Consider the following 17,543-nt stretch of genomic DNA (forward strand, 5'->3'; position numbering starts at 1 on the left):
TACGGTAAAATTACCAGTCAAAACGAGCCATTAGCCATACGCTCCTGCCCACTTCTGACACACCCGAGCCATGTGTTTTGTAGGCTTCGTTGAGCAAATTTTGAGCGGATGCAGTCAGGCTGATTTTTCCAATTTGATAGCCCGCCGAAAGATTGAACACGTTCCAGCCGGGTGTTCCGCCTTCGGGAATTCGGTTGTCGTCCACGTCGCCTTTGGCCAGTCGGTCCTGCGTGGCGGCGGTCAGGTAGTCCAAACTTAGCCAGGATTGCCGGGTGGGCTGATACCGCAGGCTCATGCGTCCGTTGAGCGGAGGGATACGGCGGTAAGGTTCATTTCCGGATAAATTTTGTCCGTAGGTATAATTTAAAAATCCTGATAAAAGCAAGTCAGAAGCAAGCTGAAACTCTGCATCGGCCTCTAATCCCCGAATAAACGCTTTTGAAATATTTTCTTTGAGATATACCGGATAATCCTGCCGAATTTCTGCCGTTTTTACCCGGCCAATCAGGTCAGTTAGTTGGTTATGATACACAAACACGGAAGATGAAAAACCGGGTAATTTTATTTTTAATCCAACTTCTTTATTGAACCCCCGCTCAGGACGCAGGTCCGTATTGGGCACTTCGTACCGAAAATCTACAATACCTAACGTTCCTAAATCATCAATATTTGGTGCTCTGAACGATGTGTTGGCTTGGGCAATGACCCGTAAAAAGGGTAACAATTCGTAAGAAATCCCGGCATTTCCCACCCAGGCGGAAGGCGATATAGTCGAATTCCCCAAATCTTTATCAGGAATACTGATGGAAAACGTATTAAATCTACCCCCAACGGTGACCAGTAATTTTTGCAGCTGAATGGTATGCAGGTTATAAAAAGCGAGATTGCTCATGTTGGCATGATCAGGATACAATCCACGCTGAATCGGTTGCGGACCAGCCGAACTGAAAATTGGCTCGATTTCCTGTTTCATACTGCCGATATAGTCATAATACCACTCAATACCTGACTGAATAGTCCACAGGCGCGTTGGTCGGGAAATAATGGACGCCAATGCGCCCACAGTTTGCACCTCATCTTTTTCGTGTAACGTTCTGACGGCAGAATTTTTTCGGCTCTGCCGCTCTTCAACCGTCCGTCCGGCAAGGGCAGTTAATTGCCAGGAACTTGCCCATTTAGTAGCTTTTTGACCTTCCAGGCGGGCATAAGCGAGGGTTCTGATTTGGGGATTAAATTGGTTTACGGCAAAGTTTTCAAGCTGTACTTTATGAAAAACCGGAACACTGTCCTGCCGCATATGCTGCACCGAAAGTGTCAACTGCACATTGGGAGTTAGTTTGATGCGCGATTTAAGATCCAGCGAATATTGATCGTAGCCCGTTGGCACCTGCGTTCCGATTCCAGCGCCACCGATTAAGTCACCAAAGGAACGATACGAAAAACCGCCTTGTATTCCTACGTTGGGTGCCGTAACGGAAGCCGAAAGCCGGCCACTTTTTTCCATACCTCCACTCATTAATTTCCCTAAAACCGTCCCATGAAACTCGGTTTTGTCAGAATAATCGGGCGAGGCCGTCAGGACATTTATGGCTCCACCGATGGCGTCGCTGCCATACTGAACCGACCCCGCGCCCCGCGCAATTTCTATGCGGTCGAGCAAAAAAGGATCAATGGTATTCAGGTATTGATTGGGCCCCGAGCGAAACGTCGCATTGTTGAGTCGGATGCCATCAACGAGCAACAGCGTTTGCTGTCCGGTTAGTCCCCGAACAAAAGGTGAACCGCCGCCATGATTGGTCTTTTGCAGAAAAACGCCCGACTGTCCCATCAATATTTCGGGTGTGGAGCGCATCGAATTTCCTGACAAATCTCGCTTACTGATGACAGTAAGTGCTTCGGGACGCTCAAAATCAGGCGTTTCGTAACGTTGAGCCGTAACGACTACCTGATCGTTTAATTGAATCAGAGCGGGTGTAAGGCTAATATCTACTACAACAGGCGCGTTGTCAACCTGTACGGTTTGCTCAACCGCACTAAATCCTACACTTGAAAAACGCAACTGATAGATTCCCGATCGTGAAACCCTGAGTTGAAAAGAGCCATCGGCAGCACTGCGGGTTCCAAGGTTTGAGTTCAGGATTTGCACAGTTACATCCGACAAAGGCTTATCGGAAGCTGTCGTGGTTATTTTTCCAGAAATCAACCGTGTACCTTCCTGAGCCATAGCAGGCAAGGAAAGACAAAGCGAAAGAAGTAAAGCTCGAAACATACCGATGACGGGTCAGGGTTAGTGGAATTTCAAAATACGGCATTGCCCTACTCAAAAAAAAGAAATCTATGTTATATTGATGTAATGTTTTTGTAGCCTGTTTATTCGTTGTTTTGAAGTAAAAAACGAATGGCCAATTCATAGCCAAACAACCCCAATCCGCAGATCATGCCCTTGCAGCGACTCGTCAGGTAGCTGTGGTGACGAAATTCTTCGCGGGCATGAATGTTGGAAATATGTACCTCAACGGCAGGCATTGTCACTGCCGACAAGGCATCGGCCAAGGCTACTGACGTATGCGTGTAAGCACCGGCATTGATCACAAGCCCGTCAAACTCAAAGCCTGTTTCGTGGATTTTGTCCAGCAAAGCACCTTCATGATTGGACTGAAAATAGTGCAGTTCTACGGTACTAAATTGTTGTTTCAGTTGCTCAAAAAACGACTCAAACGATTGATTACCATAAATACCCGGCTCCCGCTTGCCGAGCAGGTTGAGATTGGGGCCGTTCAGAATCAGGATTTTTTTCATACAAAAGATCAGATTTGTAGATTAGATGAGCCCCGGAGTGAATACTTTTGTTTGATTTCCCTCTTCCGATACACACAGTAATTTCGCATTTCACTCCTTTCGGACTATGTGGCAAATCTACATCAAACATTTCAAAAACTACCTGCAACTTGAACGTTCGCTCTCGGCCAATTCAATTGAAGCCTACGTGCACGATGCCGAAAAGCTGCGGGAGTTTGTGGAGCTATCAGGTTTGGAACTTTCGCCTGTCGAAATTACCGAAGAGCATTTGCTGGCTTACCTGAAATATCTCACCGAGCTTGGCCTCTCGGCACATTCGCAGGCGCGCTTTTTGTCGGGTATCAAGTCCTTTTATGCGTATTTATTACTCGAAAATATCATTCAGACCAATCCAACTGAGCTGATTGAAGCACCATCTTTACCCCGAAAACTTCCGGATGTACTTTCCTACGAAGAGATTATTCGGATGCTGGAAAGCATCGACCACTCCACGCCCGAAGGCACCCGCAACCGCGCAATTCTCGAAATGCTGTATAGCAGCGGGCTGCGGGTTTCGGAACTCACCTCACTGCAATTGACCAATTGTTATTTTGACATTGGGTTTATCCGAGTATTGGGGAAAGGCGACAAAGTGAGGCTTGTACCGATTGGGAAAGATGCGATTAAATACACCCAAATTTATCTTGATACAATTCGACCCACACTTTTGGTTGCCAAAGAAAGCGAAGACATCGTTTTTTTGAACCGGCGGGGCGCACAACTGACCCGGGTGATGATTTTTATAATTATTAAAGAACTAGCCAAAAGTGCCGGAATAAATAAAAATGTGAGTCCGCACACCTTCCGTCACTCCTTTGCTACGCATTTGATTGAAGGCGGCGCAAGCCTGCGAGCCGTACAGGAAATGCTCGGACATGAGTCGATTCTGACCACCGAAATTTATACTCACCTGGATCGTGATTATCTCCGGCAGGTTATTACGGAATTTCACCCCCGTAAGTAATCGTACTTCCCATTTTATTATTAGCTAACCTCTCGTTACAAGCAATTATTTTACCGGCTTAGGCTACCGATTGCATCCTAACTATAATTCACCTAAATTTCCTTTTTTTACGCTCAATTCAACGGTTTTTTTCATGTCAACGCCCATCTCTGAACCGCTCTTGCTGACCTCAGCACAGGAAATTGAAGGAAACCTGGTTTTGCTCAGCGGCTCGTTCCCAACCGATCTGCCGGGTTCGGTGTACGTGGTTTATCAAGTCGGAAGTGTAAACTCAGAGGGTTTGCCGTACCCGGCTTTGTTGCCCGACGGAAGGCCCAATCCCGAATACGGTTCGGCGATTATGAGTGGCGACGGAATGGTGATGAAACTGGATTTTGGAAGTACGCCAACGATCCGGACGCTATTGATGAAAACCCCCTGTTATTACGCCGATTTTGCCACCCGAAATGGCACGGCTGAATCACACGCGGATTGGGGAATGCTGCGGTTCCATAATTTTGGTATTTCCCGAATGTCGCTGATGCTCGGAGCCCGCAATCCACTGAATACGTCCGTAACGCCCGCTCAGTTTGGCACCGACCCGGCGGTGCTTATCGCTGCTTATGATGTAGGCCGCCCCTACATTCTTGATCCGGTTTCGCTTGATTTAAAGACTGTTATTGGCCAAAATAGCGAATGGATAACCGGCACTCCTGCCAAAGTTCCCTGGCCTTTTGAGCTCATAGAGTCTACGGCACACCCCTGTTTTGACCCACATACACAAGAACTTTTTACGGTCAATTATTCGCACATCCAACCGTCTTCGGTACTGCACGACCGCACGCTTCATCATTTACAGCATTCGCGGGAAACGTTCAGGGAAAAATTGTTGGACCTGATGCACACGCATCAGCACAATTCCGATCAGGAGGCAGTCAGACAGCGGGTTGTATCTTTTTTTGAAAATCTGGATGAGGAATTGTCGGGTGAAGTTTCAGCTAATTCTACAAATATTTTTACCCGAATTATTCAATGGTTTAAAAATTTGTTTCACAAAAAGGAGCCTGAAACAGCCTCTGGTGCAGTGGTGAAGCTCATGCGTTTTGATGGTAAAAATCCCTGGCAACAGTGGACGCTGCACGATCAGTTTGGGCAGGAATTATTGATCAAAAACTGCATGCATCAAACCGGTCTTACGCAGGATTACATCATTTTGCAGGATTCTTCTTTTAAGTTTTCTACCGAACTATTGTTCACAAATCCGTTTCCCGAACACCTCGAACTTGAACGCTTTCTACGCAAAGCGCTGGCTACAACTATGCTGCCCTATACGGAGTGCTACGTGGTGAAACGAAGTGAGTTAAAACCTGAAAATGCTACCGCAACGGCCTACAAACTCGATAAGCCGTTACCGATTGAAACCATTCATTTTTCGTGCGATTACGAAAATCCCGGTGGAGAAATTACGCTCTATGGCATTCACAATGCCGCTATGTGCGTAGCTGAGTGGGTGCGTCCGTACGACATTTCGGCCATTACGCGACAGCCAATTGACCCGGATGTCCTCAGCCTTTTTGCGCTTGGCACAATGGATGTGAGCCGCATTGGAAAATGGAAAATCGATGCTGCTAATTTTATTTTACAGGAAGAAAAATCTACGCTCCTGGCCGAAACCGGCAACACCAATGCTGCCGATGGACAGCTGGGATTTAATACCTGGACCGTCGGATTATACGCCTTTCGGGACATGATTTCGGAGAAAACGGCAGTAAAAAAAATCGACCATTTATGGTTTGTTTCGGGCGGACTGGATCCGAAAATGCTAACGCAGTTTATTGAAGATCTTTACAAAGACTACCCCAATCGGGATGTGCCTTACGTGCAGGTAAAAGAGCTTACCAAAAAAGGATTGCCGTTTAGCCTGAATTATCTTCAAACCGACAGCATGTCCTCCCATGCGACGGGGTATTATCAGTTTAAAGAAAACGACTATTTACGCAGCATACAGTTTGTGCCTCGTCAAGCCCCCACGCCCGGACTGGATCCCGGCCTTGATGGATATTTGGTGTGCAGCATGCAGGTGGCCTATCCACAACCGGACGGTTCCCTGCATCGGCAAGGCGAATTCTGGATTTTCAGAGCGGAGAATATAGCTGCCGGACCTATTTGTACCTGCTATCATCCGGATGTGAAATTTTGTTTTACACTCCATTCTGCCTGGATGAATGACCCGCAATCGGTAACTATGAGTTATAATGTTGACGTTCGACAGGATTATGAGGAAATCATTAACCAACTGCCGGACAAAAAAATAATCGAACCATTTTTTGAAAAATACGTCTATCCATATTTTTAACCCACCACAACCTTAAACCTGCATATCCGGTTAAAAGACCTACTCCTGCCATAAACGCATCGGTAAGGTCCAAAGGAGAAGTTGTCAAAAAGAATAACCCCCTAAAACAAGCCGTTTCAGGCTGTAAATGAATATGTTGACAATTTTACATAAGAAAATTATTTACGAAACTGAATTAACTATTGTCTATAAAGGCGTGGTGGAAACTACGGACGATGAGGTAATTGTAAAAACGCCCAAAGGCAGTGATTATTCAGGAATTTACAATGAATATGCTTTATTAAAAGAAGAGAAATTTCCACTGGGGGTCATTGAAATCGTACATTTTGACGACATCCCATCTTTGGTTCGCAGTTACTTGCCCGGCCTTTCCCTCAAATCATTGATTGAACAAGGCGAGTTTGGGCTTGATTTGTTTTTTGACTACGCCCTCGAAATCATTGGGCAGTTGCAGGATATTCACGCCCGAACGATCATTCATAAGGATATTTCTTCGGTCAATATTATCATTCACACCACGCACAAAACGGCCAGAATCATTGATTTTGAGTCGAGTATCAAGGCACATTATACAACCGTTCCGGTTTTTGAAGCTACCCGCCGCATTGGCAATTTATCTTATATTTCTCCCGAACAAACCGGTCGAATGAACCGGATTCTGGACTACCGTGCCGACTACTATTCGCTCGGAATTGTGTTTTTTGAAATGTTGACGGGACAATTACCATTTCAATCGGGTGACATGCTCGAACTTATTCATGGACATATTGCCCGAAAACCTCCTGGAATCAACGAAATAAACCCCGAAATCCCATCGATTCTTGGCGATCTTGTTGGCAAATTAATTGCTAAAAACGCCGAAGAAAGGTACCAATCCATGCAGGGTTTACGGGCAGACCTACTACGCTGTCGTCAGGAATGGATTGATTTTCAAAGAATTGAATCATTTACCTTGGGTCAGTTTGACGTACCGGCCCGATTGTTTATTTCCCAAAAAATGGTGGGACGTACCTGGGAAAAAGAGCGTATTCTGGATTTGTATGCGCAGGCGGCCGCAGGTGGAAAAGTTTTTCTGACGGTAGGTGGATTAAGTGGTGTTGGAAAATCGACGTTGATTGGAGAAACGGCAAAACCGCTGACCGAACACAAAGGCTTGATTTTGAAAGGCAAGTTTGATCCGCTTCAAAAAAACATACCCTATTTCGCCTGGATTCAGGCAATTGATCAGTTTGCCGACAGCGTTCTGACGGAATCTCCTGAAACATTACAAAACTGGAAACATATCTTTCGAAACTCTTTGCAGGATTTGGAGGGAATTTTGGTACAGCTCGTTCCAAAAATGGGGAAAATTGTGGGGCCCGTTCCGGCTGTTTCAACGCTGAATGCACTGGAAATCAAAAATAGGCTGCAATATGTTTTGGGCTTATTTTTGTCACTTTTGGCCAATGCTCAACATCCGCTCCTGCTTTTTCTGGACGATTGGCAGTGGGCCGATGATGACTCGATTCGCCTTTTGGAAAGCATACGATTAAACCCCGCTCTGAGTCATATCATGCTGGTGGTGGCCTACCGAAGCAACGAAATTGACGCTGTGCACTCTTTTTATCCAATACTTAAAAAGTCACAGGAAGAAGCGGAATCCTCCGTTTTTTTGACTGAACACCTGCACGTGGAGGCGATTTCCGAAGCCGATACGGAAGAACTGATTCGGAATACGTTACCCGAAACACAACAGAATCCTGATACTTTATCAGCCATTCTTTATTCAAAAACGCAGGGAAACCCATTTTTTATCGGGCAGTTTCTGAACCTGCTATACGACCGCAATCTGCTTTGGCTCGATAGTACCACGCATCTTTGGACCTGGGATTTGCCCGCTATTCAGGCGTTGGCCATTTCGGATAATGTCGTCGAAATAATTCTCCAAAAAATCTCCGGCCTGACCCCCACCACCCGACACGGCCTGACGGTGGCCTCTGCTATTGGCAATACTTTCGGTGTGGCCCAAACGGCAGAACTACTGGATCTCAATCCTGCTGACCTGCATCGTTTGCTTTGGCCGGCTATTCAGAATACCTGTATTTTACCAACCCGCGCTGACTATAAATTTATACCCGAATTTTATGAATCACAACAAACTGACGTGCAGTTTCGGTTTGCGCATGATCGAATTCAGCAAACCCTATACGGTGAAATTGACTCGTCACAACGTGAAGAATTACATTTCAAAATAGGTATGCGACTGGCACAAGGCCCCGATGCAGAAAACCGAATTCTGGAAGCAGCAAATCATTTTCTCACCTCCGAATCGCTGTTATCAGCTGCTTCTGAGCGTACTTTCATTGGGCAGCTCCTACAAAAAGCCGGTTATTTGGCCTACCGTTCCGCAGCGTTCGGCAATGCTTTTCACTATTGGGCACTTTGGGAAAAATTGCTTCTGGAACCTGCCCGTGAAGATTTGCCAACCTATCGTCATTTGATCGAGACATCCCACCTGAGCGGTCGGAAGGAACTTTCGCAAAAATATGAACAAAAAGCGCTGGCACTTTGCCTCACGCAGGAAGAGCGGAGTCAGACGTTTGAAATCATGATTACGAGCTACACAGCCACGGATCAGTTGGCCGAGGCAATTGCTCTTTCACGCAAGGCTTTGGGCGAGTTGGGTATTAAAATTCCTGAAAAAGCTCAAAAATGGCAGGTGATTTATCAGGCGATTCGCTCCCGTTTACACTTGCCCGATGCCAAAATTGCAAAAATTGCCCAGGGTCCCGACATGACTGACAGCCGCTATACCTGGGCAATGCGGTTGCTGAATGCCTCCTTGTCTTCCTATTTTCTGATCAAGTTTGAAACCTACCCACTGCTTATTTTCAAAATGGTGGATTTGAATACAAAGTACGGCAATACACGGGAAGCAATCACTGGTTTTGGATCGTATGGTTTAATTCTGGCTGGTATTCTCAACGCGCCCGAAAGTGGCTATATGGCAGGAAAACAAGCCTTGCTTCTCCTGGAAAAATACAAAGCTGAGGATTTGGTGGCTCAGGCTGGTTTTATCGACAGTACGTTCATCGCACACTGGAAGGAGCCAATCACCGAAATGGCTACCCGCTGTTTTGAGAATTATCGCAAAGGGCTAAGCAAGGGCGATATCTGGTACTCGGGATGGAATCTGTACATGAGCAATGTTTTCAGAATTTATGTAGGAGATAAAATGTCGGTTTTATTGAGTTCTTTGTGTGGACAGGAAACCTTCTTTTTGCAGCACAACATCGCCAATTTGGTGCAGAGAACGCGCTATGAGCGCCATTTCGCTTCCATACTAAGGTATGCGCGTTACTCTGACCCTACGTTTGACTGGCAGTTAATTCTTTCCGGTTTTACCACTACGGTTGATCTCACCGCCCTATTTACTTCACATGCCCTGCACACGATATGTAGTCTCTGGATGGGAGATTTTGCCAAAGCCTGGGAAATGTCGCTGCTGACAGATGCCTACACCGACAGCGTAAAGAGTGTTTTTTCCTACCATTATTTTCAGGCCTATCAGGCAATTTCCGGATTAGCAATTTATGAACAATCCGATCCGGCAACGCAAAAGAAAATAAGGAAAGTGGTGCAGAAAAATACAAAATTCCTGACCCAGCTTTCAACGCTGCAGCCCGGCAATTACGCCTGGGCGCTGCGGTTGGTTGAGGCCGAAAGTAAACGCGCTTTCTCCGGTGATTTTGAACCGCAAGCCTACCATGATGCCATCGAAGCGGCACGCCGGGGCGGCATGGTTTTTCCGGCAGTTTTTTCCCGATTGACACTTTTGCGGGCTTTGCTCAAAACCAATTCTACCGATAGCTACGATGAATATGAAAAACTGAAAGCCGAGCTACTGTATTGGGAAATGGAAGGTGTTTTGGCAGCATTGCAAGATACGCACAGCATGGCGTTAAGCTCCCGTTCCAGAGTTCGCCCGCAGGTTTCGTCCGGTCGGGCAAGCCATTCCAGCTACTCGTTACCTTTTGAATTTGATGCACTTACATTTGTTAAGAGCATTGAAGCCCTCAGCGGTGAATTACAACTAGACAAACTTCTCACACGACTCATGACGTTTGCACTCGAAAATGCGGGAGCAGATTATGGGTGTTTTCTAATTAGGCGCGGCAACGACTTTGAGCCAGTTATTGAGCGGTATGCCGATGGAACAATTGCTACTTCCGAAGAAACAATGTTATCTGCCGTACCGGCGGTTGTCTATAATTTTGTGGTTCAAACGGGAGAAGTTTTACTTCTGGAAAATGTATCCGAGGACCCTCGTTTTGGACAGGATCCGGTCGTTAAAAAGTATAAAGACAAATCGTTGCTTTGCGTTCCTTTTATTACAAAAGGAAAAATCAACGGCATCATTTACCTCACCAATCGTCTGACTCCGAACGTATTTACTGAACAGCGGGTCGGATTACTCACGCTGTTGGCTGGTCAAATATCTCTTTCCATTGAGAACGCCATGTTGTATGAAAACATGGAAAATCTGGTCGCAGAACGGACGAGTCAGTTAGAGGAAGAAAAAAAGAAATCGGACCGCTTGTTACTTAATGTCCTGCCTGAGCAAGTTGCAGACGAACTTAAACGCTCCGGGAAAGCTTCGCCCCGATATTTTGGGCAGGTCACGGTCATGTTTTGTGATTTTAAGGATTTCACGCTTTTTGCAGAAATCGAATCTCCTGAAACGTTAATTGAAGAACTGGATTATTGTTTTAAGGCGTTTGACGCAATCATAGGAAAATACGCCATCGAAAAAATTAAAACCATCGGCGATGCCTACCTATGCGTCAGCGGGTTGCCTCTACCCAATCCTGACCACGCGCTCACCACGGTTCAGGCTGCTATGGAATTACAACAGTGGATTAGAGAAGAAACTCAGAAAAGGCAGATAGCCGGAAAGAGTTTTCTGGACCTGCGCATCGGAATCCATACCGGACCCGTGGTGGCAGGTGTGGTTGGTGCTACAAAGTTTGCCTATGATATTTGGGGAGATGCCGTCAACATTGCCGCCCGCATGGAAGAATCAGGAGTAGGCGGAAGAATCAACATCTCCGACACAACCTATGCCCTCATAAAAGACCATTTTTCCTGTGAATATCGAGGTAAAATCGTGGCGAAAAACAAGGGAGAAATTGATATGTATTTTGCCAATCCGCCCATTTGAGTAATGTTTTAAAACTAAATTAGAAAATTTTATTTTTCTATAAACCTGATAATCAGCCACAAATAAAAAGTAGTAAAAATAATTTATACTTTTTTTACCGGTATTAAATCTTAAAGCCCCTATTTTACGTACATATTAATGTTGATAGCTTCACAGGCGATTCAATAACATTAATACTAATAACTTAGAGGGGACGGTAGTGCTTAGACCTGTTTCAGATACGAAACAGGTCTTTCTTTTGTCAAAATTTTTCTAAATTTTATTCCTTCCCCCGTTCGCCAACGAAATGATGATTTTTATCCTGAAAAAGAACGTTAAAAGAAGTCAATGAACCATAGCAACGCGTAATATACTGCTGCATCGACACCTTCTCCTCGTCCGTCAGACCGCTGGCATTTAGCCGTTGTTCCAGTACCCGCAGCCGATCCCGAAGCATCACTATTTTGTGAAAGAATGTCTCAATCGGCCACTCCTTATTTTGCAGGCCGGACACGCCCGGAGTCAGGATCATGCTGCCGCCCTGCCACTTTTGTCCAAGTGGTACGATTTCACTTACATCCGCCCATTTTTTTAATACCCGGCTCAGGACCAGTTCAATATCCCGCATACTGACCCTGTCAGTATCAGGAGCTACCGCTTCAATTATATCCATTTGCTCATCATACAGGATAATCAAAACTCCGTGATTGACAAAGGAAATTTCATGGCCCTTTATCTGTTGATTAATGACGACTCCTACACCGTAGTCGGGATGTCTGACGCGCGAGCCGATTCCTAATAGTTGGTTCATGGTTGATTTAATGAGGTTTTGGGCTAAAATAATTAACTTGCTTTTGCAGCAGATTTTCAATTATTGTGCCATTTTTCGTTTCTAACTTTCGCAGGCTTCGCCATGAAATGTCAAAAAGATCAGTTCAATCTTTCTCCATCGGTTCACTACATCAATTGCGCTACCCGTGGTCCATTCAGCAAAAAAGTAGAAGCTGCTGGCTATCAGGCTATTCAAAACCTGACACCTTTGATTCATACCCTTACGCCAACTGATTTTTTTGAACCTGTTTGGGAAGTTCGCGCCTTGTTTGCACGTTTATTAAATACTTCTGCAACAGGTCGCATAGCCGTAATTCCTTCGGTTTCATATGCCATGAGCGTAGTGGCCTGCAACCTGCCCGCCAAAGCAGGTTTACGCGCCGGACAGAAAATTTTGCTTTTGGAAGGCGAATTCCCAAGTGATGTATACGCCTGGGAACGGGTAGCCAGGCAGGAAAATCTCTCGATTCAAACCGTGGCAATGCCTGACACGAAACAATGCGGAGCCGATTGGAACACGGCTATTCTGGAAGCAATTACGCCCGAAACTGCTCTTGTGGTATGCCCGCACGTACATTGGATGTATGGCTTTTTGTTTGATCTTCAGGAAATCTCCCGTAAGGCAAAAGCCGTGGGTGCCTGGCTCGTGGTTGATACCACTCAATCCGTGGGAGCACTACCATTTGATGTAGAAAAAATTCAACCGGACATGGTTGTCTCGGCGGGCTATAAGTGGCTTATGGGCCCGTATTCGTTGGGGCTAGCGTATTTTGGGGAAGTATTTGATGGAGGAATTCCGTTGGAAGAAACATGGATGGCTCGACAGGATAGCCACCTTTTTCACAAACTAACGGATTATCAGGCGCACTATCAGCCCGAGGCTTTTCGGTATAATATGGGTGAACAATCAAATTTTACCCAAATGCCCATGCTGAAAGTCGCTTTGGAGCAAATTCTTGACTGGAATCCTGCTGAAATTCAAGCCTATTGCCGAACACTATTTCGGGAAGCGATTCCGGTATTGGAGCAGGCAGGTTTTTGGCTTGAACCGGAAGAATTTCGGGCGGCGCATTTACTTGGCCTGCGACTCCCGGAGCATGTAAATCCGATGGATCTCCACAAAAAACTGGTAAACCAACAGGTGTATGTTTCTGTGCGGGGATCAGGACTGCGAATTTCACCTAATGTTTACAACGACGCAGCGGATGTTCAGGCGCTCGTCAGAGCCTTACTTGATTGATTTTTAACCCACTACCTTTCTATTTCTGCCGGGTAGTATCGGGCAGTAACGAATCAAGTAACAGTGAATCCTGTAACGGCAGTGCCCCCGGCAGGGCACGGTCGAGCTGCCGGGGTTTGTTCCAGGGAGCAGTAGTGCGGTTTGCCATGTCGAGGGCAAAAAGCGCCACCACAAGCGTAAAGACGATAAATACAACGATAAATATTTTTCGATTTTTTGCTGGATCAGCCATTTTTTTTCAAAATCAGCGATTCGAGGTCAATCGAACCTTGTTTTATTTCAGATCTTTTGGCGAAATATGTTTCCGTACTTTCCCGGTTTTGCCCGAAACTTCGGCCCACAGCAAATCCTCAAATTGCATCACAACCAAATCACATGTACTTAGCGAATTTACCTGATCGCGCGTGAGGTATTCGGCAAAAAAACTAATGTCCGGATTATGTCCGCAAAGCATCAGGGTTTGCACGTTTTCGGCAGTCGTATTGACAGCTGAAAGGTACGCCTGCGGACCTCCGTCATAGAGTTTTTCTATTTGCTCGATAGAATCGGTATCAATTTTCAGCTGCTCGGCAAGCACCTTCACGGTTTGAAACGCACGGGCAGCAGCACTTGTTTTGATAGAATTTACTGTAAATTTTTCACGAAACAGAAAATTCCCTAACCGGGCCGCATCCATTATTCCCTGACTGAGCAATTCCCGGTCAAAATCTTTAAGCATCATCGACGAATCTTCCGCCTTTGCATGACGGACCAAGAGCAAATATTTTTTCATTATTGAGTCAGTATTTTTGCAAAAGTAGGATAAAAGCCGAAACCTTTGGGCATTCTGTATGATTTATAAATAGGCATACAACCGCTCGCCAAACTATTTGTACCATTGGGCAAATATTCCCGGTACTATCGGGACCTAAATTGTCTATTTTTGTTATCAGGTAAGACTTTTTATAATCACCAATTGTTCGTTTAATCTCATATGCTGCAATTTCTTAAATTCGTTTTAGCCACCCTTGTCGGGCTTTTTCTCTTCATTATTCTATCTTTTTTCATTATTGCCGGAATCGGTTCTGCTTTTTCATCGGAAGAAAAAACCGTAGTTAAAAGTGGTTCTGTTTTAAAACTTGACCTTAATAAACCCATTCAGGAAGTTGGGGTAGACAATCCTTTTTCTGAGTTTGCCTTTCCCTTTGGCGACAACTCCAATGTGTTGGGTCTGAAAGATATTCGGGAGGCTCTTTCCTACGCTGCAACCGACGACAATGTGAAGGGGATTTACCTGAAAGTGGAAGATCCTTCGGCAGGTTGGGCTTCGCTGGAAGAAATCAGAAATGAGCTTCTTGAATTCAAAAAATCCAAAAAATTTATTTATTCCTACGGAGAATATTACTCCGAAAAAGGCTACTACCTGGCTTCGGTAGCCGATAAGATTTACCTGAATCCGGCGGGAGGAATGGAATGGAACGGACTCTCTGCGGAATATGATTTTTATCAGGGAACGTTTGAAAAGCTGGAAATTAAGCCGTTGGTGTTCCGGGTCGGTGAATTTAAAAGCGCCATTGAAATGTTTTCGAGAAAGGATATGAGCGAGGCAAGCAAGCAGCAATCTACTGAGCTTTTGAGCGCACTTTATAGCAACTATCTTGAAAAAATATCAAAATCAAGAAACATTTCTACCGCAGAACTAAACGGTTTAGCCGATTCCTTGGCAATTTCTAACCCTGCCTCAGCGCTTAAATATAAGCTTATCACACATGCAGCTTATCACGACGAGCTGGAAACTGCGCTTAAAAAGGAACTGAAACTTGACGACTCAAAGAAAATTGAGTACGTAGGTCTGCAAAAATACATGAAAGCTGATCATCCTTCGGAGGGCGGTGATTTTAATAAGCGCGTTGCGGTGATTGTGGCAGAAGGAGAAATTGTGTCCGGGAACAGCACCGACGGAGTAATCAGCTCTGAGAAATTCGTGAAGGAATTGAAGGCAATTCGTGAAAATGATAAAATTAAGGCGGTGGTTATTCGTATCAATTCGCCCGGTGGAAGTTCGCTCGCTTCGGATGTAATGTGGCGGGAGATTGAACTGACTACGCGAAAGAAGCCCGTGATTGCGTCTATGTCTGACGTAGCTGCCTCCGGCGGTTATTACATGGCAATGGGCTGCGACACCATTGTTGCCCAGCCAAATACAATCACAGGCTCCATTGGAATTTTTGCCATGTTGTTCAATATTGAAGATTTTATGAGCAACAAACTTGGCGTCACTTTTGACGGTGTCAAAACCAACCCACACGCCGATTGGCCAACGTTGACACGTGAAATGACCGAATTTGAAAAAGCAAAAATTCAGAGTAGCGTGAATGAAGGCTACGCAACGTTTACCACAAAAGCGGCCAAAGGGCGGAATATGTCGGTAGAGAAACTTCGGAGTTTGGCGTCGGGCCGGGTGTGGTCGGGTGTTGAAGCCAAAGCAAACGGATTGGTGGATGTATTGGGTGGTCTTGATGAAGCAATCAGTTTGGCTGCCAAAGCCGCAAAGCTAAAAGAAGGTGATTATCGGGTACGTTTTTACCCTGAAAAAATTGACCCTTTAAATGAGTTTATGCAAAAACTAACGGGCGACTCGGAAAAGAAGATTCTGAATGAAAAACTTGGCGAATTGGCTCCTTACGTCAAAATGTACCACAAATTGATGAACATGCAGGGCTTACAGGCGCGGATGCCTTTTGAAATGCAGATTCGATAGAGTATAATTTATCATAAGCCATTTAATCAAAAACGGGATGCATCCAAATGGATGCATCCCGTTTTTGATTGGAAACGTACGCTGGAATTACATCAATAATCCGGCGAAAGTTGCGGACATATAAGAAGCCAGTGTACCGCAGATTAAGGCTCTGAACCCCAACCGTGCCAGGTCTGAACGACGGGAAGGAGCCAACTCGCCAATTCCTCCTACCTGAATAGCGATGGAACTAAAATTAGCAAATCCGCACAAAGCAAAACTCGTAATGACAATAGTCTTTTGATCCAGCGTATCTTTCAGTTTGACTAAATCGAGATAGGCCACAAATTCATTAATTACCATTTTGGTACCCATCAACGCACCTGCCGATTCAACATCCTGCGAAGGAACGCCCATGGCCCAGGCAAAAATCGCAAACAATTTGCCTAGTACGTAATTAAAGCTCAATTGTGGGAAATTGAAAATTCCGCCAGCTTTACCCAATAAAAAATCGAGTAGACCAACCAATGCAATAAACCCAATGAGCATAGCGATTACGTTAAAACCGACTTTCAGTCCTTCGCTTGCACCGGCGGCAATAGCATCGAGCAAATTGGCATGCGTCTTCTTGATTTCCAGTTTTATCGCCCCTTTTGTTTCGGAGACTTCCGTTTCCGGATACACGATTTTTGAAATTACCAACGCACCCGGTGCAGCCATCAAACTTGCCGCAATGAGATACGGCGCCGGTACACCCAACGAAATATAAACGGCCATAACTCCTCCGGCTATACAGGCAAAACTACCTGACATAGAAGCCATTAGCTCAGAGTTCGTCATCCCTTTCAGATAGGGTTTAATCATAATTTGTGCTTCTACCTGCCCCACAAACGTACTCGCAACATTGGACAAAGCCTCCGAACCACTCACGCCCATCAACCAGTATACGCCTCTTGCAATAATGGCGATGATGCGCTGCATGATGCCCAGGTGGTAGAGTATATTTACCAAAACGGCTACAAAAATGATGGTCGGAATCACTTTAAAGAAAAACACGAAGTCATTTCCCGGCCCAAAAGCCCGTTGCATGGGTTCGCTGCGCACCAGGGTACCGAACACAAAATCTGCTCCCTGATCCGAAAAAGAGAGGAGTTTTTGAACCTTGTCACCCAACCACTGAAAAATGGCCTGTCCGGTTTCGGTTCGTAGAATAAAAACAGCCAGCCCAAACTGTAAACCCAGTCCTACGCCAACGGTTCGGTAATTAATTGCTTTACGGTTGTTTGAAAGTGCATAGGCAGTTCCCAAAATAAGTACAATTCCGATCAGTCCGGTAAATCTTTCCATCTAGTAGGTTTACAATTTTATTTTTACACGAAACCGCTAAATTAGCTAAATATGCCCATACATGACGGGGTTTATTTTTGGGTAATTCAA

11 protein-coding genes are annotated in these 17,543 nt (G+C 45.3%); 5 read left to right on the top strand and 6 right to left on the bottom strand.

Annotated features, from left to right (window positions below):
• Positions 1–10: 10 nt before the first annotated feature.
• The gene (locus EZE20_RS10205) at positions 11–2,269 is read right to left on the bottom strand and encodes a TonB-dependent receptor (RefSeq protein WP_132117206.1); all 2,259 of its coding nucleotides are present in this window, start codon (positions 2,267–2,269) and stop codon (positions 11–13) included.
• Positions 2,270–2,370: 101 nt separating this feature from the next.
• Positions 2,371–2,799 (bottom strand): type II 3-dehydroquinate dehydratase, encoded by a 429-nt coding sequence (aroQ, locus tag EZE20_RS10210; protein WP_132117208.1) that lies wholly within the window; start codon positions 2,797–2,799, stop codon positions 2,371–2,373.
• A gap of 106 nt (positions 2,800–2,905) precedes the next feature.
• Here aroQ and xerD point away from each other — a divergent pair, with 106 nt between their 5' ends.
• The 3 genes from xerD (at position 2,906) to EZE20_RS10225 (ending at position 11,337) form a co-directional block, all read left to right on the top strand.
• Positions 2,906–3,802 carry a site-specific tyrosine recombinase XerD gene (gene xerD, locus EZE20_RS10215; protein ID WP_132117210.1) on the top strand — a complete coding sequence of 299 codons (897 nt, stop codon included), beginning with the start codon at positions 2,906–2,908 and terminating at the stop codon, positions 3,800–3,802.
• A 133-nt stretch (positions 3,803–3,935) separates the two neighbouring features.
• On the top strand, positions 3,936–6,137 hold the full coding sequence (locus EZE20_RS10220) for a carotenoid oxygenase family protein (RefSeq protein ID WP_132117212.1): 2,202 nt from the start codon (positions 3,936–3,938) through the stop codon (positions 6,135–6,137).
• Positions 6,138–6,270: 133 nt separating this feature from the next.
• Entirely contained in the window at positions 6,271–11,337 is a 5,067-nt protein-coding gene (locus EZE20_RS10225; protein ID WP_165933453.1) for an adenylate/guanylate cyclase domain-containing protein, read from the top strand.
• 259 nt (positions 11,338–11,596) lie between these two features.
• Here EZE20_RS10225 and EZE20_RS10230 read toward each other — a convergent pair whose 3' ends face one another.
• Positions 11,597–12,127, bottom strand: coding sequence for a hypothetical protein (locus tag EZE20_RS10230; RefSeq protein ID WP_132117215.1), 531 nt, complete (start codon positions 12,125–12,127; stop codon positions 11,597–11,599).
• A 102-nt stretch (positions 12,128–12,229) separates the two neighbouring features.
• Between EZE20_RS10230 and EZE20_RS10235 the strand changes: the two genes are divergently transcribed.
• On the top strand, positions 12,230–13,387 hold the full coding sequence (locus tag EZE20_RS10235) for an aminotransferase class V-fold PLP-dependent enzyme (protein ID WP_132117217.1): 1,158 nt from the start codon (positions 12,230–12,232) through the stop codon (positions 13,385–13,387).
• Positions 13,388–13,406: 19 nt separating this feature from the next.
• Here the strand turns inward: EZE20_RS10235 and EZE20_RS10240 are convergent, their stop codons facing one another.
• Positions 13,407–13,619, bottom strand: a complete 213-nt coding sequence (locus EZE20_RS10240; RefSeq protein WP_132117219.1) for a hypothetical protein — start codon at positions 13,617–13,619, stop codon at positions 13,407–13,409.
• 42 nt (positions 13,620–13,661) lie between these two features.
• Positions 13,662–14,159 carry a SixA phosphatase family protein gene (locus tag EZE20_RS10245; RefSeq protein ID WP_132117221.1) on the bottom strand — a complete coding sequence of 166 codons (498 nt, stop codon included), beginning with the start codon at positions 14,157–14,159 and terminating at the stop codon, positions 13,662–13,664.
• A gap of 201 nt (positions 14,160–14,360) precedes the next feature.
• Here EZE20_RS10245 and sppA point away from each other — a divergent pair, with 201 nt between their 5' ends.
• The gene (gene sppA / locus EZE20_RS10250; protein WP_132117223.1) at positions 14,361–16,127 is read left to right on the top strand and encodes a signal peptide peptidase SppA; all 1,767 of its coding nucleotides are present in this window, start codon (positions 14,361–14,363) and stop codon (positions 16,125–16,127) included.
• A gap of 87 nt (positions 16,128–16,214) precedes the next feature.
• Here sppA and EZE20_RS10255 read toward each other — a convergent pair whose 3' ends face one another.
• Positions 16,215–17,453 (bottom strand): NupC/NupG family nucleoside CNT transporter, encoded by a 1,239-nt coding sequence (locus EZE20_RS10255; protein ID WP_132117225.1) that lies wholly within the window; start codon positions 17,451–17,453, stop codon positions 16,215–16,217.
• Positions 17,454–17,543 lie beyond the last annotated feature (90 nt).

It is taken from the genome of Arundinibacter roseus (assembly GCF_004348825.1).
Taxonomy (GTDB): Bacteria; Bacteroidota; Bacteroidia; order Cytophagales; family Spirosomataceae; genus Arundinibacter; species Arundinibacter roseus.

Coding starts and splice junctions, on each gene's coding strand:
- aroQ (WP_132117208.1), bottom strand. CDS start 2,799: ATGAAAAAAATCCTGATTCTGAACGGCCCCAATCTCAACCTGCTCGGC.
- EZE20_RS10220 (WP_132117212.1), top strand. CDS start 3,936: ATGTCAACGCCCATCTCTGAACCGCTCTTGCTGACCTCAGCACAGGAA.
- xerD (WP_132117210.1), top strand. CDS start 2,906: ATGTGGCAAATCTACATCAAACATTTCAAAAACTACCTGCAACTTGAA.
- sppA (WP_132117223.1), top strand. CDS start 14,361: ATGCTGCAATTTCTTAAATTCGTTTTAGCCACCCTTGTCGGGCTTTTT.
- EZE20_RS10235 (WP_132117217.1), top strand. CDS start 12,230: ATGAAATGTCAAAAAGATCAGTTCAATCTTTCTCCATCGGTTCACTAC.
- EZE20_RS10240 (WP_132117219.1), bottom strand. CDS start 13,619: ATGGCTGATCCAGCAAAAAATCGAAAAATATTTATCGTTGTATTTATC.
- EZE20_RS10230 (WP_132117215.1), bottom strand. CDS start 12,127: ATGAACCAACTATTAGGAATCGGCTCGCGCGTCAGACATCCCGACTAC.
- EZE20_RS10225 (WP_165933453.1), top strand. CDS start 6,271: ATGTTGACAATTTTACATAAGAAAATTATTTACGAAACTGAATTAACT.
- EZE20_RS10205 (WP_132117206.1), bottom strand. CDS start 2,269: ATGTTTCGAGCTTTACTTCTTTCGCTTTGTCTTTCCTTGCCTGCTATG.
- EZE20_RS10255 (WP_132117225.1), bottom strand. CDS start 17,453: ATGGAAAGATTTACCGGACTGATCGGAATTGTACTTATTTTGGGAACT.
- EZE20_RS10245 (WP_132117221.1), bottom strand. CDS start 14,159: ATGAAAAAATATTTGCTCTTGGTCCGTCATGCAAAGGCGGAAGATTCG.